Annotated in this window: 20 protein-coding genes; 10 read left to right on the top strand and 10 right to left on the bottom strand. The window is 62.6% G+C overall.

Annotated elements, in window-relative coordinates:
• The first annotated feature begins 177 nt into the window (after positions 1-177).
• Together gshA and V3314_RS04865 are read left to right on the top strand one after the other, a co-directional pair.
• Positions 178-1755, top strand: a complete 1578-nt coding sequence (gene gshA, locus V3314_RS04870) for a glutamate--cysteine ligase (protein WP_161797620.1) — start codon at positions 178-180, stop codon at positions 1753-1755.
• Positions 1755-2381, top strand: coding sequence for a TetR/AcrR family transcriptional regulator (locus V3314_RS04865; RefSeq protein WP_046614533.1), 627 nt, complete (start codon positions 1755-1757; stop codon positions 2379-2381). Before gshA ends, V3314_RS04865 begins: the two co-directional genes overlap by 1 nt.
• Before the next feature lie 128 nt (positions 2382-2509).
• Here the strand turns inward: V3314_RS04865 and V3314_RS04860 are convergent, their stop codons facing one another.
• The 8 genes from V3314_RS04860 to V3314_RS04825 form a co-directional block, all read right to left on the bottom strand.
• Entirely contained in the window at positions 2510-2725 is a 216-nt protein-coding gene (locus V3314_RS04860; RefSeq protein WP_003255829.1) for a molybdopterin-binding protein, read from the bottom strand.
• A gap of 44 nt (positions 2726-2769) precedes the next feature.
• A complete protein-coding gene (gene ssuB / locus V3314_RS04855) occupies positions 2770-3582 on the bottom strand; it encodes an aliphatic sulfonates ABC transporter ATP-binding protein (protein ID WP_046614534.1) in 813 nt (270 codons plus the stop codon).
• Complete coding sequence (gene ssuC / locus V3314_RS04850; protein WP_046614535.1) at positions 3579-4376, bottom strand: aliphatic sulfonate ABC transporter permease SsuC; 798 nt, start codon at positions 4374-4376, stop codon at positions 3579-3581. The genes ssuB and ssuC overlap by 4 nt, the downstream gene beginning before the upstream one ends.
• 10 nt (positions 4377-4386) lie before the next feature.
• Positions 4387-5535, bottom strand: a complete 1149-nt coding sequence (gene ssuD, locus V3314_RS04845) for an FMNH2-dependent alkanesulfonate monooxygenase (protein ID WP_025337326.1) — start codon at positions 5533-5535, stop codon at positions 4387-4389.
• 58 nt (positions 5536-5593) lie between these two features.
• Positions 5594-6559: a sulfonate ABC transporter substrate-binding protein gene (locus V3314_RS04840; protein ID WP_046614536.1), complete on the bottom strand. Its 966-nt coding sequence runs from the start codon at positions 6557-6559 to the stop codon at positions 5594-5596.
• A gap of 84 nt (positions 6560-6643) precedes the next feature.
• Positions 6644-7237 (bottom strand): NADPH-dependent FMN reductase, encoded by a 594-nt coding sequence (gene ssuE, locus V3314_RS04835; protein ID WP_338459975.1) that lies wholly within the window; start codon positions 7235-7237, stop codon positions 6644-6646.
• 229 nt (positions 7238-7466) lie between these two features.
• Complete coding sequence (locus V3314_RS04830) at positions 7467-8105, bottom strand: peroxiredoxin (protein WP_013970445.1); 639 nt, start codon at positions 8103-8105, stop codon at positions 7467-7469.
• Positions 8106-8272: 167 nt separating this feature from the next.
• Positions 8273-9607: an OprD family porin gene (locus V3314_RS04825; protein ID WP_108480030.1), complete on the bottom strand. Its 1335-nt coding sequence runs from the start codon at positions 9605-9607 to the stop codon at positions 8273-8275.
• Between the two features lie 656 nt (positions 9608-10263).
• On the opposite strand from V3314_RS04825, the gene tauA reads away from it, so the two are divergent.
• Genes tauA through tauD form a run of 4 tightly spaced genes read left to right on the top strand, consistent with a single transcriptional unit; the run spans position 10264 to position 13770 of the window.
• Complete coding sequence (tauA, locus tag V3314_RS04820) at positions 10264-11235, top strand: taurine ABC transporter substrate-binding protein (protein ID WP_046614539.1); 972 nt, start codon at positions 10264-10266, stop codon at positions 11233-11235.
• Positions 11236-11263: 28 nt separating this feature from the next.
• A complete protein-coding gene (gene tauB / locus V3314_RS04815; RefSeq protein ID WP_085599947.1) occupies positions 11264-12052 on the top strand; it encodes a taurine ABC transporter ATP-binding subunit in 789 nt (262 codons plus the stop codon).
• A complete protein-coding gene (gene tauC / locus V3314_RS04810) occupies positions 12049-12888 on the top strand; it encodes a taurine ABC transporter permease TauC (protein WP_338459973.1) in 840 nt (279 codons plus the stop codon). Before tauB ends, tauC begins: the two co-directional genes overlap by 4 nt.
• A gap of 48 nt (positions 12889-12936) precedes the next feature.
• A complete protein-coding gene (gene tauD / locus V3314_RS04805) occupies positions 12937-13770 on the top strand; it encodes a taurine dioxygenase (protein WP_046614555.1) in 834 nt (277 codons plus the stop codon).
• A 118-nt stretch (positions 13771-13888) separates the two neighbouring features.
• Here the strand turns inward: tauD and betT are convergent, their stop codons facing one another.
• Entirely contained in the window at positions 13889-15850 is a 1962-nt protein-coding gene (gene betT, locus V3314_RS04800) for a choline transporter BetT (protein WP_338460308.1), read from the bottom strand.
• 330 nt (positions 15851-16180) lie between these two features.
• Positions 16181-17113, bottom strand: a complete 933-nt coding sequence (epsC, locus tag V3314_RS04795; protein ID WP_338459972.1) for a serine O-acetyltransferase EpsC — start codon at positions 17111-17113, stop codon at positions 16181-16183.
• Between the two features lie 393 nt (positions 17114-17506).
• On the opposite strand from epsC, the gene tcyJ reads away from it, so the two are divergent.
• The 4 genes from tcyJ to V3314_RS04775 all read left to right on the top strand — a co-directional run bounded on the left by tcyJ (position 17507) and on the right by V3314_RS04775 (position 21344).
• Complete coding sequence (tcyJ, locus tag V3314_RS04790) at positions 17507-18301, top strand: cystine ABC transporter substrate-binding protein (RefSeq protein ID WP_003257420.1); 795 nt, start codon at positions 17507-17509, stop codon at positions 18299-18301.
• Positions 18298-18966: a cystine ABC transporter permease gene (tcyL, locus tag V3314_RS04785; RefSeq protein ID WP_025337317.1), complete on the top strand. Its 669-nt coding sequence runs from the start codon at positions 18298-18300 to the stop codon at positions 18964-18966. The genes tcyJ and tcyL overlap by 4 nt, the downstream gene beginning before the upstream one ends.
• Before the next feature lie 2 nt (positions 18967-18968).
• Positions 18969-19727 carry an L-cystine ABC transporter ATP-binding protein TcyN gene (gene tcyN / locus V3314_RS04780; protein ID WP_013970435.1) on the top strand — a complete coding sequence of 253 codons (759 nt, stop codon included), beginning with the start codon at positions 18969-18971 and terminating at the stop codon, positions 19725-19727.
• Between the two features lie 375 nt (positions 19728-20102).
• Positions 20103-21344 (top strand): SfnB family sulfur acquisition oxidoreductase, encoded by a 1242-nt coding sequence (locus V3314_RS04775; RefSeq protein ID WP_338459971.1) that lies wholly within the window; start codon positions 20103-20105, stop codon positions 21342-21344.
• The last annotated feature ends 84 nt before the right edge of the window (positions 21345-21428 follow it).

The raw sequence follows: 21428 nt of genomic DNA, 5'->3' as shown, positions 1-21428 counted from the left end.
TTACCTGTGGGAGCCCGGCTTGCCGGCGATGGGCTGCGAAGCGGCCCCCGAAGTCGGCGCTGCGCAATGCCGGAACCGCGTAAACCAGGCGACAACGCCAGTTCCTTTTCCCACTACCCTTGTAGACCGTCTTTTCTACCCCCATATTGGGGCGACTGACGCGTGAAGGAATACATCTTGAGCGACCTCCTCAACCGCCGCCTGAGCCTGCTCGGCGCCAATCTCCCCCTGCTCAAGCAGTGCCTGCACGGTATTGAGCGCGAATGCCTGCGCGTGACCGAAGAAGGTCGCCTGGCCCAGACCCCGCATCCGCAAGCCTTGGGATCGGCGCTGACCAACGAGCAGATCACCACCGATTATTCCGAGTCGCTGCTGGAGTTCATCACCCCGGCCCTGCCCGACCCGGCCAAGGTGCTGGAAAGCCTCGAAGAGACCCACCGTTTCGTCTACAGCAAGCTGGGCGACGAATACCTGTGGAGTCCGTCGATGCCCTGCACGCTGCCGGCCGAGGAGGATATCCCGATCGCCGAGTACGGCAGCTCGAACATCGGCAAGCTCAAGCACGTCTACCGCAAGGGCCTGGCCCTGCGCTACGGCCGCACCATGCAGTGCATTGCCGGTATCCATTACAACTTCTCGCTGCCCGAAGCGCTGTGGCCTATGCTGCGCGCAGCAGAGGGCGGCAGCGAGAGCGACCGCGACTACCAGTCGTCGGCCTATATCGCACTGATCCGCAATTTCCGCCGCTACAGCTGGCTGCTGATGTACCTGTTCGGCGCCTCGCCGGCACTGGACAAAGGCTTCCTGCGTGGCCGCCCGCACCAGCTCGAAGAGCTGGATGCCGAAACCCTCTACCTGCCCTACGCCACCAGCCTGCGCATGAGCGACCTGGGCTACCAGAGCAATGCCCAGGCCGGCCTCACCCCGTGCTACAACAACCTGGCCAGCTACACCGACAGCCTGCGCAAGGCGGTGGGCACGCCCTACCCGCCTTACGTCGAAGTCGGCACGCACGTGGATGGCGAATGGGTACAGCTGAACACCAACATCCTGCAGATCGAAAACGAGTACTACTCGAACATTCGCCCCAAGCGCGTCACCTACACCGGCGAGCGGCCGATCCAGGCCCTGACCTCGCGCGGTGTTCAGTATGTGGAAGTACGTTGCCTGGACATCAACCCGTTCCTGCCGGTTGGTATCGACCTGACCGAGGCGCGCTTCCTCGACGCATTCCTGCTGTTCTGCGCGCTGGAAGACAGCCCGCAACTGGACAATGGCGAATGCGGCCAGTGCACCAACAACTTCCTGACCGTGGTCAAGGAAGGCCGGCGCCCGGGCCTGGAACTTCACCGCAATGGCCAGCCGATCGGCCTGAAGGTCTGGGCCAGTGAGCTGATCGAGCGTATCCGGCCACTGGCCGAGCTGCTCGACCAGGCGCAAGGCGGCGCAGAACACGGCAAGGCCCTGGATGCCCAGCAGGCCAAGGTCGACGACGCCTCGCTGACCCCGTCGGCCCAGGTGTTGGCGCGCATGACCGAGCATGACGAAAGCTTCGTCAAGTTCGCCCTGCGCCAGAGCCGTATCCACGCCGAAACTTTCCGCGAGCAGCCACTGCCGGTCGAACGCCAGCAGGCCTTCGAAACCCTCGCCCGCGACTCGCTGGCCGAGCAATCGCGCCTGGAACAACAGGAGGTCGGCGACTTCGACCTGTTCGTCGGTGCCTACCAGGCCAGCATCCTGGCGATCAGCAACTGATGACCCGCACTGCTACCCCGCGCAGGCCGCGCGCCAGCAGCCAGGCCAGGATCGAGGCGATTCTGGCGGCTGCACGCGAGTTGCTGGCCGAGCTGGGGGTGGCGGGCCTGTCGATCTACAGCGTGGCCGAGCGCGCGCAGATTCCACCGTCTTCGGTGTATCACTTCTTTGCCAGTGTGCCGGCGCTGCTGGAGGCATTGACGGCCGATGTACACCGGGCCTTTCGTGAAGCGTTGAGCGCGCCGATCGACAGCAGTGCGTTCAACACCTGGCACGAACTGTCACGGCTGGTAGAGCAGCGCATGCTGGATATCTACAACGAGGACGCGGCGGCGCGGCAGCTGATCCTGGCCCAGCATGGCCTGAGCGAAGTGGTGCAGGCCGATCGGCAGCACGACATGGAACTGGGCGACTTGATGCACAAGTTGTTCGACCAGCACTTTCATCTTCCGGTGATGCCGGCGGATGTGGACGTGTTTGCCTTGGCCATGGAATTGAGCGACCGAGTGTATGCGCGGTCGGTGCAGCTGCATGAAACGATCACCCCGCGCATGGCCGAGGAAGGCAAGCGAGTGTTCGAGGCGTATCTGGGGTTGTATCTGCCGCCATTTCTGGCCAAGCGTTAAATTCAATGGCCTCATCGCCGGCAAGCCAGCTCCCACAGGTAAAGCACAAGGCCTGAAACCTGTGCACTACCTGTGGGAGCTGGCTTGCCGGCGATTGGGCTGCAAAGCAGCCCCATGGCCAACACCCATCACAGCTTGGCGATGGACACTTCAGTCGACTTCACGAAGGCAATCACTTCACTGCCCACCTGCAGCTCCAGCTCACGCACAGAGCGGGTGGTGATGACCGAAGTGACGATGCCCGAGGCGGTCTGCACGTCGATTTCCGACAGTACCGGGCCTTCGAGGATTTCTTTCACGGTGCCTTTGAACTGGTTGCGAACGTTGATGGCTTTGATGGTCATGATTTGATTCCTTCTCTATGGCTTCAGTCTGGTAAGTGAGTCAGTCAGTGCGCCCAACGCAGTTGCGTGGGCAAAGGGGCTACAGGATCCGGCTCGGGCGCAGCGCCCGGGGCCGACAGAACACGGTTGAGCACTTCGCTTTCCAGCGCGGCCAGGCGGTGCGAACCACGCGCCCGAGGCCGTGCCAGGTCGACAGTGAGGTCGAGCCCGACCTCGCCGTCCTCGATCAGGATCACCCGGTCAGCCACGGCGACTGCCTCGCAGACATCGTGGGTAACCAGCAACACGGTGAAGCCGTGCTGACGCCACAGGCGTTCGATCAGTTGCTGCATCTCGATACGGGTCAATGCATCCAGCGCACCGAGCGGCTCGTCCAGCAGCAGCAGGCGCGGCTGGTGAATCAGCGCCCGGGCCAGGGCCACGCGCTGCTTCTGGCCACCCGAGAGTGCCGCCGGCCATTCATTGGCCCGGTCGGCCAGGCCAACCGACTCCAACGCTTCCAGCGCACGCGGGCGCCAGTCGCCAGACAGGCCCAGGCCAACGTTGTCGATCACCTTCTTCCATGGCAGCAGGCGCGCGTCCTGGAACATCAGGCGGGTTTCTTCGCGGGCCTGCTCCAGCGGCGCGGCACCGGCCAGCAACTGGCCTGCATTAGGCTGATCGAGACCGGCCAGCAGGCGCAGCAAGGTGCTCTTGCCGCAGCCACTACGGCCGACGATGGCGACGAACTGGCCGGCAGGAATATGCAGCTCGATACCCTTCAGTACCTCGCGCTGGCCAAAGGTCTTGCGCAGGCCGCTGGATGCCAGCGGGATACCACGCAGCAGGCGTGGCGGCTGTTCCTTGAGCACGGTCATGCGCCCTCCTTCTTCGCCACTTGATAGGCCGGGTGCCAGCGCAGCCACACACGCTCCAGGCCGCGGGCGGCGAGGTCGGCAAGCTTGCCGAGCACGGCATACATGACGATGGCCAGCACCACCACGTCGGTCTGCAGGAACTCACGGGCGTTCATCGCCAGGTAACCGATGCCGGCATTGGCCGAAATGGTTTCGGCAACGATCAGGGTCAGCCACATGAAGCCCAGGGCAAAGCGCACGCCTACCAGGATCGAAGGCAATGCCCCGGGCAGGATCACCTGGCGGAACAGGCTGAAGCCGGACAAGCCATAGCTGCGCGCCATCTCCACCAGCGCCGGGTCGACGTTGCGGATACCGTGGTAGGTGTTCAGGTAGATCGGGAACAGCGTACCCAGCGCGACCAGGAAGATCTTTGCCGACTCGTCGATACCGAACCACAGGATCACCAGCGGGATCAGCGCCAGGTGCGGCACGTTGCGGATCATCTGCACCGAGCTGTCGAGCAGGCGTTCGCCCCAGTTCGACAGGCCGGTGATAAAGCCCAGCACCAGGCCGATGCTGCCACCGATGACGAAGCCCAACCCGGCACGCCAGCCACTGATGGCAAGGTGGGTCCAGATCTCGCCGCTGCGCACCAGCTCGACGCCGGCGCTGACCACGGCGCTGGGCGCAGGCAAGATGCGCGTAGACAGCCAGCCGGCGCTGACCGCCAGTTGCCAGGCAGCCAGCAGCAGTACCGGCAGCGCCCATGGCGCCAGGCGCTGGCCAAGGTTGTTGGAAGTTGCACGACTCATGGCCTGGCCCTCAGCTCTGCGCTACGGACTTGGGCAGTATGTCGTTGGCCACCATTTCGCCAAACGGGCTCACATAGCCACCGGTCTTGGCTTGCTCCGGGCGTTGCACATCCAGGTGCGGGAACAGCAGCTCGGCCACCCGGTACGACTCTTCCAGGTGCGGGTAGCCGGAGAAGATGAAGGTATCGATGCCCAGCTCGGCATATTCCTTGACCCGCGCCGCGACGGTCGGGCCATCCCCCACCAGCGCGGTACCGGCACCACCACGTACCAGGCCGACACCGGCCCACAGGTTGGGGCTGACTTCCAGCTTGTCACGGTTGCCGTTGTGCAGGGCGGCCATGCGTTGCTGGCCGACCGAGTCGAAGCGCGCAAGCGAGGCCTGGGCACGAGCGATGGTGTCGTCGTCCAGGTGCGAGATCAGCTTGTCGGCGGCGGCCCATGCTTCTTCATTGGTCTCCCGCACGATCACGTGCAGGCGGATGCCGAAGCGCACTTCACGGCCCTGGGCAGCGGCTTTCTCACGCACCTGGGCGATTTTTTCGGCGACCGCACTCGGCGGCTCGCCCCAGGTCAGGTACAGCTCGACCTGCTCGGCGGCCAGGTCCTGTGCGGCTTCGGAGGAACCGCCGAAATACAGAGGTGGGCGTGGTTGCTGGATCGGCGGGTAGAGCAGCTTGGCGCCCTTCACCTGGATGTGCTTGCCGTCATAGTCGACCACCTCGCCTTCCAGCACCTTGCGCCAGATACGGGTGAACTCCACAGAGGCTTCATAACGTTCCTGATGGTTCAGGTGCAGGCCGTCACCGGCCAACTCGTCCGGGTCGCCACCGGTCACCAGGTTGAACAGCGCGCGGCCGTTGGACAGGCGATCAAGGGTTGCTGCCTGGCGTGCCGCCACGGTCGGCGAAATGATCCCGGGGCGCAGGGCGACCAGGAACTTCAGCCGCTGGGTCACAGGGATCAGCGATGCCGCGACCAGCCAGGAGTCCTCGCAGGAACGCCCGGTAGGGATCAGCACGCCACCGAAGCCGAGCCGGTCAGCCGCCTGGGCGATCTGCTGCAGGTAGCCATGGTCGACGGCGCGTGCACCATCGGAGGTGCCCAGGTACTTGCCGTCACCGTGGGTAGGAAGGAACCAGAAGATGTTAAGGCTCATTGGAGTTGTCTCCTCAAGGGGGCTCAGCCAGGGCGGCGCCCCGGCGCAGGCGAATCAATCAAGGCGCACTGGCGACCTTGGCCGGGGGTGTCCAGATCACGTCCTTGATGCTCAGCGGCTTGGGAATCAGCTTCAGTGCCTGGAACGTGTCGGCGATCTTCTGTTGTGCGGCCACCACTTCCGGGGTGAGCGGCGCGGCACCGTAGCCTTGGCGCTTGACCGAGGTCAGGGTGATGTCGCCAGGCAGGCCGAGCAGCGGCGCGACCTGTTCTGTCACTTCCTGTGGGTTGGCCTTGGACCATTCACCCACGGCACGCACTTCTTCGATCAGGGTGTTGATCACCGCCGGGTGCTGGGTCGCGTAGTTGCGGGTGGCCAGGTAGAACTGATGGTTGTCGACCAGGCCCTTGCCGTCACGCAGGGTATGAGCCTGCAGCTGTTTCTCGGCGGCAGCCTGGTACGGGTCCCAGATCACCCAGGCGTCCACGCTGCCGCGCTCGAAGGCGGCGCGGGCGTCGGCCGGGGGCAGGTACACCGGCTGGATGTCGGTGTATTTCAGGCCTGCGTCTTCCAGGGCGCGAACCAGCAGGTAGTGAACGTTGGAGCCTTTGTTGAGGGCGACTTTCTTGCCCTTGAGGTCTTTGACCGACTGGATCGGTGAGCCCTTCGGCACCAGGATTGCCTCGCTGTGCGGCGCTGGCGGCTCGTAGGCGACGTACAGCAGGTCGGCACCGGCGGCCTGGGCAAACACCGGTGGGGTTTCGCCGGTGACGCCAAAGTCGATGGAGCCGACGTTCAGCCCCTCAAGCAGCTGCGGGCCGCCGGGGAACTCGGTCCATTGCACCTGCACGCCCTGCTCGGCCAGGCGCTTTTCCAGCGTGCCCTTGGCCTTGAGCAGCACCAGGGTGCCGTATTTCTGGTAACCGATACGCAGGCTCTCGGCCTGGGCTTGGGTGATGGCGCCGAAGGACACAGCCGCCGCAAACAGGGCGACCAGACCGCGACGCAAGAAGACTGTGCGCATGGCGCTCTCCTGTGCGAGTGGGTTCGGGTTGCACCTGCTTGCCTCGTTGTCGGGCGAGTAAGGTGGTAAAGCGGGTTGGGCCGGTCAGATGCTCCAGCGAGCGCTGATCAGGCGTTCGTTCAATACGCCGGGGGCCACGGGGCGCGGCCGACGGGCCAGTGCAACGTGGAAGGTTTCCAGCGCGTCCTGCAGGCGTTCTTCCAGCGCAGCTGCGAGCTGCGCAGGCCTGCTGCCTTCTCCGTAGGCGACCTGACTGTCGTCGGCGAAGATCCCTTGCAGGGTCTCTTGCGCCTTGAGTGCCGACAGCACAGGTTTCAGTGCGTAATCCACCGCCAGCATGTGAGCGATGCTGCCGCCGGTGGCGATTGGCAACACGATCTTGTGTACCAGGGCGCGTTCGGGCAGCAGGTCGAGCAAGGTTTTCAGGGCACCGGCGAACGAGGCCTTGTATACGGGTGTGGCGACTATCAGGCCATCGGCCTGGGCCACCAGCTGCTGGAAGTGCTGCACCTGCGGGCTGTCGAAACGGGCGTGCAGCAGGTCTTCGGCGGGAAAGTCACGCACCTGGAACGTCACTACCTCGACCCCACGGTCCTGCAGCCACTGGCGAGAACGCTCCAGCAGCACGCCGGAGCGTGAACGGGTACTGGGGGTACCACCGATTGAGACGACCAGCATTGCAGCGCTTCCTTGTGTTCTGTTGGAGGTGACATTAACAGTCGGCGCATATATCTAGAAATCATATTTTTTCATTTGTTTATTCCATTTTTTATCAAGCTCCTGTTTTGACCTTTTCGCGGGTATACCCGCGAAGAAGCCATCGCAGTTTTCAGCAGGTATAAAAAAGGGCCGTCGAAACGGCCCGAATATCCCTGCTTTGGCTAAGAGCAATGCAACGAGGAATCCTTTAACGATTGGGCTGCGGGGTCAGCCGCAGATAGGGTTTGACCGCCCGGTAACCTTTGGGGAAGCGCTGTTTGATCTCTTCCTCGTCCTTCAGCGAGGGCACGATTACCACGTCGTCACCGTCCTGCCAGTTACCTGGCGTGGCGACCTTGTGGTTGTCGGTCAGCTGCAGCGAGTCGATCACCCGCAAGATTTCGTTGAAGTTGCGCCCGGTACTGGCCGGGTAGGTGATGGTCAGGCGCACCTTCTTGTTTGGGTCGATGACGAACAGCGAGCGCACAGTCAGGGTGTCGCTGGCGTTCGGGTGGATCAGGTCGTACAGGTCAGACACCTTGCGGTCGGCGTCGGCAATGATCGGGAAGTTGACCACGGTGTTCTGGGTTTCGTTGATGTCATCGATCCAGCGGTGGTGCGAATCGACCGGGTCCACCGACAGGGCGATGGCCTTGACCCCGCGTTTGGCGAAATCGTCCTTCAGCTTGGCGGTAAGGCCCAGTTCGGTGGTGCACACCGGGGTGAAGTCGGCCGGGTGGGAGAACAACACCCCCCAGCTGTTGCCCAGCCACTCGTGGAAGCGGATCTTGCCTTCGCTGGAATCCTGTTCGAAATCGGGGGCGATATCGCCGAGTTTTAGGCTCATGGGCTGCGGCTCCTTTGTGCTGGGTTCTGTACCGTGTGGGTTGAATGTGCCTGCATTTGATTAAAAACAAAAAGAATAAATACTGATTTATTTATAACCATTATGCATACGAGATTGCAGATACAAAAAAGCCTCGCGCTAGGCGAGGCTTCTTGTTCAGCTACGGCTTACAGGAAGTTGTAAGTGTAGTTCACGATGAAGCGAGTCTGGTCTTTGTCCCCGATGCTTTCGCCGCTACCACGGTAAACACCCTGACGCAGGCTGAAGCCCAGGCCTTTGAGGGAGCCTTGCTGAATGGTGTAGTCGACGCGTGCGTCACGTTCCCATTCGTTGTAGCTGCCGTCGCCCGACTTGTTGCGGATGTCGTCACCACGCAGGTAGGCCACCGAAGCCTTCAGGCCTGGAACGCCCAGGGACGCGAAGTCATAGGAGTACTGACCGAAGGTGGTGTTCTCACCGGCACGAGCGAACTGGTTGATCATGCTATCGGTGAACAGGTAGAAGCTTGCGCCGCCATTGCCTTCCAGCGAGGAAGTGGCGCCGTCCTTGCGGACGCTACCTTGGTTCAGCCAGACGAAACCACCATCGTCACCCACTTGCTGGTGACCGAGCATCAGCGCGTGGCCACCCAGGGTGTAGGTGAACATGGCGCTCCAGGTCTTGTTGTCGACCTCGCCCCCGTTCTTCGCGTAGCCACCGTTGTTGTCGAAGGCGTAACCGGTCTCGCCATTCTTGCCGTCGCTGCGGCTATCGAAGTAGCGCAGGTCGGTCTTGAACGACTGGTTGTCGGCGATCTTGAAGACGTGGGTAGCACCCAGGAAGTGCTGCTTGTAGAAGTCTTCCAGGTTCGAGTAGTAGTACTGCAGGGTCAGGTCTGGAGTGAGCTTGTAGTCACCACCGGCAAACTGGAACTTGTTGCTGTCGCGGAAGGCGCCAGAAACGGAAAGACCGGTACGGTTGCTCGAAGCACGACCCATGGCGTGGGTCAGTTGACCAGCATTGATGGTCAGATTGTCGATTTCCTTCGACTGCAGGGTGCCACCCTCGAAGGTCTGCGGCAGCAGACGGCCATCGTTGGAGACCAGGATCGGCAGCATAGGCGCCAGGGCGCTACCGTAGTGAACCTCGGTCTTGGAGAAGCGAGCCTTGGCGTTACCACCAATGCGTGCCCAGTCGTGGACTGCCGAACCATCGGAGTCGCTTGGGAAGAAGGTGTTGTTGGCATCTGGACGGCTACCACGGCCACCATCCAGGTGAATGCCCCACAGTGCCTGAACGTCGACACCAAAACCTACGGTGCCTTCGGTGAAGCCAGACAGGTAGTCGAGCTTGAAGCCTTGACCGCTTTCTTTCTGGTCGATACCGCTTTCGCGGTTGTCGTCGTTGAAGTACATGGTGCGCGAGCTGAGCGACAGTTTGCTGTCTTCAACGAAACCGGCAGCGCCTGCTTGTTGGGCGAGAACCCCCAGTGCCACGGCCAGGGCCAGGCTGGACTTGTACATGTTTTGCTCCTCTACGTTCTAATTCTTGTGTATCTCTGGCGGTGGGATCTGCTGCCCCGCTCACCGTGGATTGGCGATTTAGTCCCAAAGTGTGACCGTTTAGTCAATCGTTTCTAAACGTTTCGCGACTTTGGTCTAAGACGCCACCTGCGCTACAGGATAATGACAATCCTATAAATCCAAAATGACTGTTTTATGAATTGGTAAGATTTTTAAGGAATATGTTAGGAACTGTTACTGCCATTCGTTAGCAGCAGCGTATTTTTCATAACCATTGGTTATTTGCAAACGTTTGCTCATAACCTAATTCCGTATCGTTCTATCGGGACGAAAAAGGCTAGCAGCACTCTCGGATTTCGCCATTGAGCGAAATCACCAGTCTTTCCCTGCTAACGCGCCCCTCTGTAGGAGCGGCCTTGTGTCGCGATGGGGTGCGAAGCAGCCCCAAAATTTCAGCTAACGCCGCGTAAATTGCCGGGGCCGCCTTGCGGCCCATCGCGACACAAGGCCGCTCCTACAGGAAGCGCGTAAAGGTAGGCGGTGATTTCAAACAATTGGCTCCTAAGCTAATGCAAAAAAGTTATTTATTTTAATTTTCTTAGATCATTTAGCCTTCTCGCCATCCATCACACCGATTGCCTGACGAGAGGTCCACCATGATCCCGCACGCTCCGCTGCGCCTGTTCGCCGCCCTGACCCTCGCCAGCGCCAGTTGGTTGGCCCAGGCTGCCGACCTGACCGTGGCCTACCAGACCACCGTCGACCCAGCCAAAGTGGCGCAGGTCGATGGCAACTACGAAAAAGCCAGCAACGCCAGCATCGACTGGCGCAAATTCGACAACGGCGCCGACGTGATCACCGCCGTAGCCAGCGGCGACGTACAGATCGGCTACCTGGGCTCCAGCCCGCTGGCCGCCGCAGCCACCCGCAAGCTGCCGGTCGAGACCTTCCTGATCGCCACACAGATTGGCGCCGGTGAAGCGCTGGTCGCTCGCGACAGCATCAAGACGCCACAAGATCTGGTCGGTAAGAAAGTCGCCGTGCCGTTCGTCTCCACCGGCCACTACAGCCTGCTGGCCGCGCTGAAGAGCTGGAACATCGACCCGTCCAAGGTGCAGATCCTCAACCTGGCGCCGCCGGCGATCATTGCCGCCTGGAAGCGCGGCGACATCGATGCCACCTACGTCTGGGACCCGGCCCTGGGCGTAGCCAAGGAAAACGGCAAGGTGCTGATTACCTCCGGCGAGCTGGCCGAGAAAGGCGCACCGACCTTCGACGCATGGATCGTGCGCAAGGACTTCGCCGCCAAGCATCCCGACGTGGTCAAGGCCTTCGCCAAGGTCACCCTCGACGCCTACGCCGACTACCGCAAGAACCCGCAAGCCTGGCTGGCCAACCCCGACAACGTGAGCAAGCTGGCCAAACTGTCTGGTGCCAAACCTGCTGACATCCCGGTGCTGCTGCAGGGCAACGTCTACCCGCTGGCTGCCGACCAGGCCAATGCACTGGGCGCGCCGACCACCCAGGCGCTGACCGACACGGCCACCTTCCTCAAGCAGCAAGGCAAGGTCGACGCGGTGCTGCCGGACTACTCGCCGTACGTCAGCGCCCAGTACCTGCCCAACTAAGCCTGTAGAAAACCGACCGGAGCCTGCCATGGCCTTGCTCGAACTGGAGCGCATCAGCGCACAGTACCCCGGTGCCGAAACCCCGGTACTGGCCGACATCAACCTGAGCCTGGGGCCGCGCCAACTGCTGGTGGCCCTGGGGCCTTCCGGCAGCGGAAAGACCTCGCTGCTCAACCTGATCGCCGGCTTCGTCGCCCCCAGCGGCGGGCGTATCACCCTGGACGGCGTGCCAGTTCAGGGGCCCGGTGCCGAGCGCGGCGTAGTGTTCCAGGACGATGCGCTGCTGCCCTGGCAGAACGTGCTGGGCAACGTCGCATTCGGCCTGGAACTGGCCGGCGTGTCACGTGCTGAGCGTGAGGCCAAGGCCCGCGAAATGTTGGCCCTGGTCGACCTCGATGGCTTTGGCGAGCGGCGCATCTGGCAATTGTCCGGTGGCCAGAAGCAGCGCGTGGGCCTGGCCCGGGCGTTGGCAGCCAATCCACGGGTGTTGCTGATGGACGAGCCGTTCGGCGCTCTTGATGCCTTCACCCGCGAGCAGATGCAGGAATTGTTGCTGCAGGTATGGCAACGCACTGCCAAACCGGTGTTTCTGATTACTCACGACATCGAAGAAGCAGTGTTCCTCGCCAGCGAGCTGGTGCTGCTGGCGCCCAATCCGGGGCGCGTGGTGGAGCGCCTGCAACTCGACTTCGGCCAGCGCTACGCAGCAGGAGAGCCCGCGCGGGCGATCAAGTCCGACCCGGCCTTCATCGAGACCCGCGAGCACGTACTGGCACGGGTGTTCTCCCAACGTCAAAGCCTGCAGGAGCGCGCATGAGCAGCCTGGACCTGCCGGTCGCCGGCAAACGCAACACCCGACCCCGGCCAGCCACCAAGCTGCGCCGCCCCCTGCCCACCCGCTGGATAAGCACCCTGACCCTGGCCAGCCTGTTGTTTGCCTGGTGGCTGGTGACAGCGGCCGGCTGGATCGAACCGCTGTTCCTGCCCTCGCCCGCCGACATCCTGACCAAGGCCGGAACCCTGCTGATCCAAGGCTACATGGATGCCAGCCTGTGGCAGCATCTGGGTGCCAGCCTGGGGCGCATCGGCGTGGCCCTGCTTGCCGCCACGCTTACCGCCATCCCGGTGGGTATCGCCATCGGCTACAACCGCGTGGCCCGCGGCATTCTCGACCCGCTGATCGAGTTCTACCGGCCGATCCCGCCGCTGGCCTACCTGCCGCTGATCGTCATCTGGTGCGGCATCGGCGAGCTGTCCAAGGTGCTGCTGATCTATCTGGCAATCTTCGCCCCTATTGCCATTGCCACCGCCACCGGCGTACGCACGGTCGACCCGGCCAAGCTGCGTGCCGCGCAATCGCTGGGCGCGACCAAGGCCCAGCTGATCCGCCACGTGATCCTGCCCAGCGCCCTGCCCGACATCCTCACCGGCATCCGCATTGGCCTGGGCGTTGGCTGGTCGACCCTGGTGGCCGCCGAGCTGATCGCCGCCACCAGCGGCCTGGGCTTCATGGTGCAGTCGGCGGCGCAGTTCCTGGTTACCGATGTAGTGGTGCTGGGGATCCTGCTGATCGCGCTGATCGCCTTCGCCCTGGAAATGAGCCTGCGTGCCCTGCAACGCAAACTGGTGCCTTGGCACGGGCAGAGCCACTGAATCCTGTTGACCACGCCAGCAGCCTGGCGCCTGTTTGAAGAGACCGACATGAGCCTGACCATTACCCCCCTCAGCCCGGCGCTTGGCGCCCAGATCAGCGGCGTGGACATCAGCCGCGATATCACCTTAGAAGAACGCGACGCCATCGAGCAGGCGCTGCTGCAACACCAGGTGCTGTTCTTCCGCGACCAGCCGATCAACCCACAGCAGCAGGCGCGTTTTGCCGCCCGCTTTGGCGACCTGCACATCCACCCGATCTACCCCAACGTGCCGGAAACCCCGCAGGTGCTGATCCTCGACACGGCGGTTACCGATGTGCGCGACAACGCCGTGTGGCACACCGACGTGACCTTCCTGCCGACCCCGGCCCTGGGCGCGGTGCTCAGCGCCAAGCAGTTGCCGGCCTACGGCGGCGATACCCTGTGGGCCAGCGGCATCGCTGCCTTCGAAGCATTGTCGGCACCGCTGCGCGAGATGCTCGACGGCCTGACCGCCACCCATGACTTCACCAAATCGTTCCCGCTGGAGCGCTTCGGTACCACACCGCAAGACCTGGCGCGCTGGGAAGCAACCCGGCGCAACAACCCGCCGCTGTCGCACCCGGTGGTGCGCACGCATCCGGTGAGCGGGCGCAAGGCGTTGTTCGTCAACGAGGGGTTCACCACGCGCATCAATGAGCTGAGCGAACTGGAAAGCGAGGCACTGCTGAAGCTGCTGTTCGCCCATGCGACGCGGCCGGAGTTCAGCATTCGCTGGCGGTGGCGGGAGAATGACGTGGCGTTCTGGGACAACCGCGTGACCCAGCATTTTGCCGTGGATGACTACCGACCGAACCGGCGGGTGATGCATCGGGCGACCATCCTCGGGGATGCGCCCTTCTGACAGGGACCTGGGGAGGCCTTCGGCCTCCTTTCGCGACACAAGGCCGCTCCTACAGGGTACGCGATTTCCTGTAGGAGCGGCCTTGTGTCGCGATGGGCCGCAAGGCGGCCCCAGCGATCTAGCGGACCAGATGCAGAAACTGCATGTGCCGCTCGTACTGGTCGAGGATGTCGTTGATGATCTGCTCCTTGCTGTAGCCCACCAGGTCATAGTTCTGGCTGCCTTCGCTCAGGTGCACTTCCGCCCGGTAGTAACGGCGGTTCTTCAACTCCTGCGTACCCAGCCCACCCAGGGCGAACGATGGCGTGAAGTAGCCACGCATCTGCACCTGGTAAATGAACGGCTGTTCTTCGCCATGGCCAATCTTCAAGCTGACGTTGTCGTGGCTCGGATCGTCCTGGGTAATCAGCACCAGGCCCTTCTGCTCGAACACTTCACGCACATCGGCAATTGCCGGGCGCACCACATCGTCCATGAAGCGGTACACCTCATCACGCGACGGGAAGTGCACCGCCTGGCTCAGGCGCTGACGCCAGCCACCACGGCCGCGGCGTGACTGGGCGAACGGGGCCAGCGAATGCATCTGCGCGATCTGCCGTTGCGACTCCAGGTAGAACGCCTTGTGCAGCCCCCACATCATGCACAGCAGGATCAGCGAGAACGGCAACGAGGTCAGCACCACCGCCGATTTAAGCGAATCGATGCTGCCGGCGAACAACAGCGCACTGGTGATCAGTGCCGTCATCGCGCCCCAGAAGATGCGCAGCCAGTTCGGCCCATCCTCGTCGGCATCACCACCCTTGGCCGACAAGGTCGAGAGCACCACGGTGCCCGAGTCGGCCGACGTGACGAAGAACACGAAACTGATGAACACCGTCATGGCGATCACCGTCTTGCTCCAGGGGTAGGTCTCCAGCAGCAGGTACAGGCTCATCGACGGGTTATCCAGCGCCGACTGGCCCAGTGCTGTCATGCCATGGTTGATGACCTGGTCCAGGGCGCTGTTGCCGAAGATCGACATCCAGGCCAGGGTGAAGCCCAGTGGAATCAACAGCACACCAAAGACGAATTCGCGGATTGTGCGGCCACGGGAGATGCGGGCGATGAACAGGCCCACGAACGGCGCCCAGGCAATCCACCAGGCCCAGTAGAACACCGTCCAGCCGCCCAGCCAGTCACGGTTCTCGCCGTAGGCATAGACGTCGAAGCTCTTGCGCGGCAAGGCACCCAGGTAATCGCCGAGGTTCTGGATCAGCGTGTTGAACAGGTGCTGGGTAGGCCCTGCAAACAACACGAACAGCAACAGCGTGCAGGCCAGGAACAGGTTGATGTCGCTCATCACCCGCACCCCCTTCTCCACCCCGGCGACGGCCACGGCCACCGCCGCACCCATCATCAGGGTGATTAGCAGCACCTGCACCCACTGGCTGTGGTCGATGCCGAACAGGTAGTCGAGGCCGGCATTCAGGTGCAGCACGCCAAACCCCATGTCGGCACCCAGGCCGAACACCGTGGCGATGATGCCGAAGCCGTCCACTGCATAACCGATCGGCCCGTTGATGCGCTTGCCGATCAGCGGGTACAGCGCCGAACGCAAGGCCAGCGGCAGGTTGTGCCGGTAGGCGAAGTAGGCCAGCGCCATCCCGACGAAGGCGAACACACCCCAGCCATGCAGGCCCCAGTGCAGGAACAGGATCTGCATCGCCTGGCGTCCGGCCTCGGCCGTGCCCGCTTCGCCCTGGGGTGGCTGCAGCAGGTGGGTCAGGGGTTCGGACACGCAGAAGAAGAACAAGGTGATGCTGATGCCAGCGGCAAACAGCATGCCGGCCCACGACAGGTAACTGAACTCGGGCTCGTCGTGGTCGGCACCGAGCTTGATCTTGCCGTAGCCGGACAAGGCGGTGACCACCACGAAGACCAGGTACAGCGTCATCGCCAGCATGTAGTACCAGCCGACCGTGTTGGCCGCCCAGTTCTGCGCCGCCAACAACCAGGCGCCTGCTGCTTGCGGATAGGAAATGACCACCAGGCCGAAGATGAGGATGAAACTTGCCGCGAAATAGAACACCGGGGGGTTCATGCGGATCTTGCCGTTGGCAAGGGAAGGGGTCGGTGCACTCATTGGGGGTGCACCTCGTCGAATGACGTAAGGCTCGGAATGAACGGGTTCAGCAAAGGAATCCTCCTGTTGAACACCGGCAGCGGACCAGCGTTTTTCATTGAACAAGCGTTCAAGTTAAACATGGATCGGATTTCAATGCGAATTGGGGCGCTGATTGGTGCCCTCCTGCTCCGGCCCTTTCGCGGGTAGCCCGCTCCCACAGGTACTGCACAAGATTCAAAATCTGTGGGGTCCTGTGGGAGCGGGTTTACACGCGAAGAGGCCGGTACAGGCCAAGGAAATATCAGATCAGTTCTTGTCCTGGCAGTCCAGCTGCAGGTTGGCCTGGGTAATGTTGCTCTCGGCCGGCACACTGCGGGTCAGCCACACATTGCCGCCAATAGTCGAGCCTTTGCCGATGGTGATCCGCCCCAGCACCGTGGCCCCGGCATAGATCACCACATCGTCCTCGACGATCGGGTGGCGTGGCAGGCCCTTGTGCAGGGTGCCCGATTCATCGCTGGGGAAGCGCTTGGCACCCAAGGTCACTGCCTGGTAGATGCGCACACGCTCGCCGATGATCGCGGTTTCGCCGATCACCACGCCGGTACCGTGGTCGATGAAGAAGCTCGGGCCGATCTGTGCCCCGGGGTGAATGTCGATCCCCGTGGCCGAATGCGCCAGCTCCGAGCTGATCCGCGCCAGCAGCGGCAGGCCGGCCTGGTACAGGTGGTGCGCCAGGCGGTGGTGGATGATTGCCAGGATGCCCGGGTAGCACAGCAGCACTTCATCGACACTGCGCGCCGCCGGGTCGCCGTGATAGGCGGCCAACACATCGGTGTCGAGCAGCACGCGCAGGCCCGGCAGGGCGGCTGCGAAACCCTGCACCAGGCTCAGCGCATGGGCATCGACGCCGGCCAGCTCGCCCTTGCTTTGCCGCGCGGCGTAGCGCAACTCCAGGCGGGCCTGGGCCAGCAAGGCGGTCAGCGCGGCATCCAGGGTATGGCCGACGTAGAAGTCTTCGCTTTCTTCGCGCAGGTCGACCGGGCCAAGGCGCATGGGGAACAGTGCGCCGCACAGTTGCTCCAGGATGTGCCGCATCGCTTCGCGCGAAGGCAGCTCACGCCCGCCCTGTTCGCCGATGCTGCGGCCATTGCGGGTACGCCATTGTTCACGGGCACCGCGCAGGCCGGTGACGATGCTCTGCAACTGCCAGTGCCCGGGTGAAGGTTGTTCGCTCACGGTTTTCTCCTGCCTGAGTAGGCCAACTATTTTTATCGGCAGGCTAGGCCTCCTCGCGGGTAAACCCGCTCCCACAGGGACTGCACAGGTTTCGATGTCTGTGCGGTCTCTGTGTGGGAGCGGGTTTACCCGCGAAAGGGGCGAACCTGCCTACATGCAATTCACTCTACGGCAAATCCTTCCCTTGGAAAAAACAACGCTTTATTCCATCCTGCGCTAAGTCAGGCATAAGCCGCGATGACGGAGCAGGCAACCTCGCCTACCCTCAAAGCAGCCAGCACCTGGCAAAAACTAAAAAGGAAATAACAAAATAATTTTTTAGTATTTCCTGGCCTAAGCAGCCGACCCTATAGTCGCCACCCACTACTTACACAACAAGCGCGGGGCTCTGAAATGTCGAAATTCGCCAAACCGCTACTCAACGCCAGCCTGGCACTCCTGCTGGGTGCCGGCCTGCTCGGCCAGGCCTTCGCCGGCGAGCAGCTGAAGACCATCCAGGAAAAAGGGGTGATCAACGTCGGCCTCGAAGGCACCTACCCACCGTTCAGCTTCCAGGACGAAAACGGCAAGCTGACCGGCTTCGAAGTGGAGCTGTCCGAACTGCTGGCCAAGGAGCTGGGGGTAAAGGCCAAGGTGCAGCCGACCAAGTGGGACGGCATCCTCGCCGCCCTGGAATCCAAGCGCCTGGACGTGGTGATCAACCAGGTGACCATTTCCGAAGAGCGCAAGAAGAAGTATGACTTCTCCGAGCCTTACACTATCTCCGGTATCCAGGCGCTGATCCTGAAGAAGAAGGCCGAGCAGCTGAACATTCACAAGGCCGCAGACCTGGCTGGCAAGAAGGTCGGCGTGGGCCTGGGCACCAACTACGAGCAATGGGTCAAGAAGGATGTGCCGCAAGCCGATGTGCGCACCTATGAAGACGACCCCAGCAAGTTCGCCGACCTGCGCAACGGCCGTATCGACGCCATCCTGATCGACCGCCTGGCCGCGCTGGAATACGCGCAAAAAGCCAAGGACACCGAACTGGCCGGCGATGCATTCTCGCGCCTGGAAAGCGGCGTGGCCCTGCGCAAGGGCGAGCCGGAACTGCTGGCAGCGATCAACAAGGCGCTGGACAAGCTCAAGGCTGACGGCACGCTGGCCAAGCTGTCCGAGAAATACTTCGGTGCCGATGTCACCAAATGATTGCTGAAAGCCTGCAACTCGTTGTCGACTCTGCGCCCTTCCTGCTGAAGGGCGCGGGTTATACAGTGCTGCTCAGTGTTGGCGGCATGTTCTTCGGCCTGCTGCTGGGCTTTGCCCTGGCACTGATGCGGTTGTCGAAGATCTTGCCGCTGAACTGGCTGGCGCGGGTCTACGTGTCGTTCTTCCGCGGCACGCCGTTGCTGGTGCAGCTGTTCGTCATCTACTTCGGCATGCCGCAGATCGGCATCGAGCTCGACCCGATCCCGGCATCGCTGATCGGCCTGTCGCTGAACATGGCTGCCTACATCTGCGAAATCCTGCGCGCGGCGATCTCCTCGATCGACCGCGGCCAGTGGGAAGCCGCCGCCAGTATCGGCATGACCCGCGTCCAGGCCATGCGCCGGGCGATCCTGCCCCAGGCCTTGCGTACCGCACTGCCGCCGTTGGGCAACAGCTTCATCTCGCTGGTCAAGGACACCGCCCTGGCGGCGACCATCCAGGTGCCCGAGCTGTTCCGCCAGGCCCAGCTGATTACCGCACGCACCTTCGAAGTGTTCACGATGTACGTGGCAGTAGCGGTCATCTACTGGGTGCTGTGCAGCATCCTCGCGCACTTCCAGAACCGCATGGAAGCGCGAGTCAACCAGCATGACCAGGAGCATTGAGCATGATTGAAGTCAAAGGCCTGACCAAGCGGTTCAAGGGCCAGACCGTGCTCAACGGTATCGACCTGACCGTGCAGCCCGGCGAAGTGGTGGCCATCATCGGCCCCAGCGGCTCGGGCAAGACCACCTTCCTGCGTTGCCTCAACCTGCTGGAAACACCCGATGCCGGGCAGATCCAGATTGGCGACATCAGCATCGACGCCAACCGCCCGTTAGGTGGGCAGCAAAGTGCGATTCGCCGCTTGCGCCAGCAGGCCGGGTTCGTGTTCCAGAACTTCAACCTGTTCCCTCATCGCACCGCCCTGGAAAACGTGATCGAGGGGCCGGTGATCGTCAAGAAGACGCCGCGTGAGCAGGCCATCGAACTGGGCCGGCGCCTGCTGGCCAAGGTCGGCCTGGCGGGCAAGGAAGACGCCTACCCACGGCGCCTGTCCGGTGGCCAGCAGCAACGGGTTGCCATCGCCCGCGCCCTGGCCATGGAACCGGAGGTGATCCTGTTTGACGAGCCGACCTCGGCGCTGGATCCCGAACTGGTGGGTGAAGTGCTGGCGACCATCCGCGGCCTGGCCGAGGAGAAGCGCACCATGATCATCGTTACCCACGAAATGAGCTTTGCCCGCGACGTGGCGAACCGGGTGATCTTCTTCGACAAAGGCGTGATCGTGGAGCAGGGCGAGGCCAAGGCGCTGTTTGCGGCGCCGAAGGAAGAACGTACCCGGCAGTTCTTGCGCAAGTTCCTGGGGACTGCTGCTTCCGAATAGGCACGCACATACACAGATCCCTGTAGGAGCGGCCTTGTGTCGCGATGGGGCGCGCAGCGGCACCAGGCTTTCAGCATTACTGCCGAGATTGCCGGGGCTGCCTTGCAGCCCTTTCGCGACACAAGGCCGCTCCTACACCGATCGCGCCTGCCTGGAATAGACACTCTCCTCCTTCCATCTATACATATTCCAAAGAGTTAGTTCATAAACTTTTTATAAAGCACTAGGGTATATACACCGGACCACCGGACCAGCACATATCTGTCGCGATCAGCTGTAGCGGCACTACTTTTTTGTGAGGTCAGGAATGGTCAGGATCACAATCACCCCAGTGCGTAACGCCAGGGCATTGAGTGCAGCCAAGGAGCGGCACTGATGTCCAGCCAACCAAATACCCAATTCCACAGCGATCTCGACAGCTCGCCCCTGCTGCTGCCGGCCAAGGTACTGCGCAACGACGCTGAAGCCCTGCAAGCGGCCCGCGAACTGGCCGAGGTCGCCCGCGAGCAGGCCGCCCGCCGCGACCAGCAACGCAAACTGCCATGGGCCGAGATCGAACTGTTCACCCGTAGCGGCCTGGGCAGCATCAGCGTTCCCACGGCCCATGGCGGCCCCGATGTGTCATTCGAGACCGTGGCCGAAGTGTTCCGTCTGATCAGCGCCGCAGACCCGGCCCTGGGGCAGATCCCGCAGAACCAGTTCGGCATGTTGCAACTGCTGCGCCTGACTGCCACCGAGGCGCAGCAGGCGGTGATCTTCCGCAGCGTGCTCGATGGCTGGCGCATCGGCAATGCCGGCCCCGAACGCGGCACCAAGGACACCCTGACCCTCAAGGCCAGGATCACCCGCGTCGGCGACAGCTATCGCATCAGCGGCGAGAAGTTCTATTCCACCGGTGCCCTGTTCGCCCACTGGGTGGCGGTCAAGGCACTGGACGACGAAGGCCGCCAGCGCCTGGCATTCGTGCGCCGAGGCAGCCCAGGGCTGCGCATCGTCGATGACTGGTCCGGGTTCGGCCAGCGCACCACTGCCAGCGGCACTGTGCTGCTCGACCAGGTACCGGTGGATGCCGACCTGGTGATTGACAACTGGCGCCAGCGCGACATTCCCAACATCCAGGGCGCTGCCTCGCAGCTGATCCAGGCGGCGATCGATGCTGGCATCGCCGAAGCGGCGATCGAAGACGCCATCAGCTTCGTGCGCGAAAAGGCTCGGCCATGGATCGAGGCCAAGGTCGACCGCGCCAGCGACGACCCCTATGTGATCGCCGACATTGGCCGCCTGAAGCTCGAGCTGCACGCCGCCGAAGCGCTGCTGCGCAAGGCCGCGCGAGTCCTCGACGAAGTCAACGCCGCGCCGATCGATGCTGCAAGCGCGGCGCGAGCTTCGATCGCGGTGGCCGAGGCCAAGGTGCTGACTACCGAGATTGCCCTGCAGGCCAGCGAAAAGCTGTTCGAGCTGGCCGGCAGCCGCGCCACCCTCGCCGAGTTCAACCTTGACCGCCATTGGCGCAATGCCCGGGTGCACACCCTGCATGACCCGGTGCGCTGGAAGTACCACGCGGTTGGCGCTTATCACCTCAACGGCACCTTGCCTGCACGGCATTCCTGGATCTGATTTGTGGGCCTTGGGGCTGCTTTGCAGCCCATCGCGACACAAGGCCGCTCCTACAAGGGATTGCGTACCTCCTGTAGGAGCGGC

Source organism: Pseudomonas sp. TE3-3-F2023 (assembly GCF_036784815.1).
GTDB lineage: Bacteria > Pseudomonadota > Gammaproteobacteria > Pseudomonadales > Pseudomonadaceae > Aquipseudomonas > Aquipseudomonas pudica.
The sequence above is the reverse complement of the archived record's forward strand: the minus strand, read 5'-3'. Positions and strand labels throughout refer to the sequence as shown.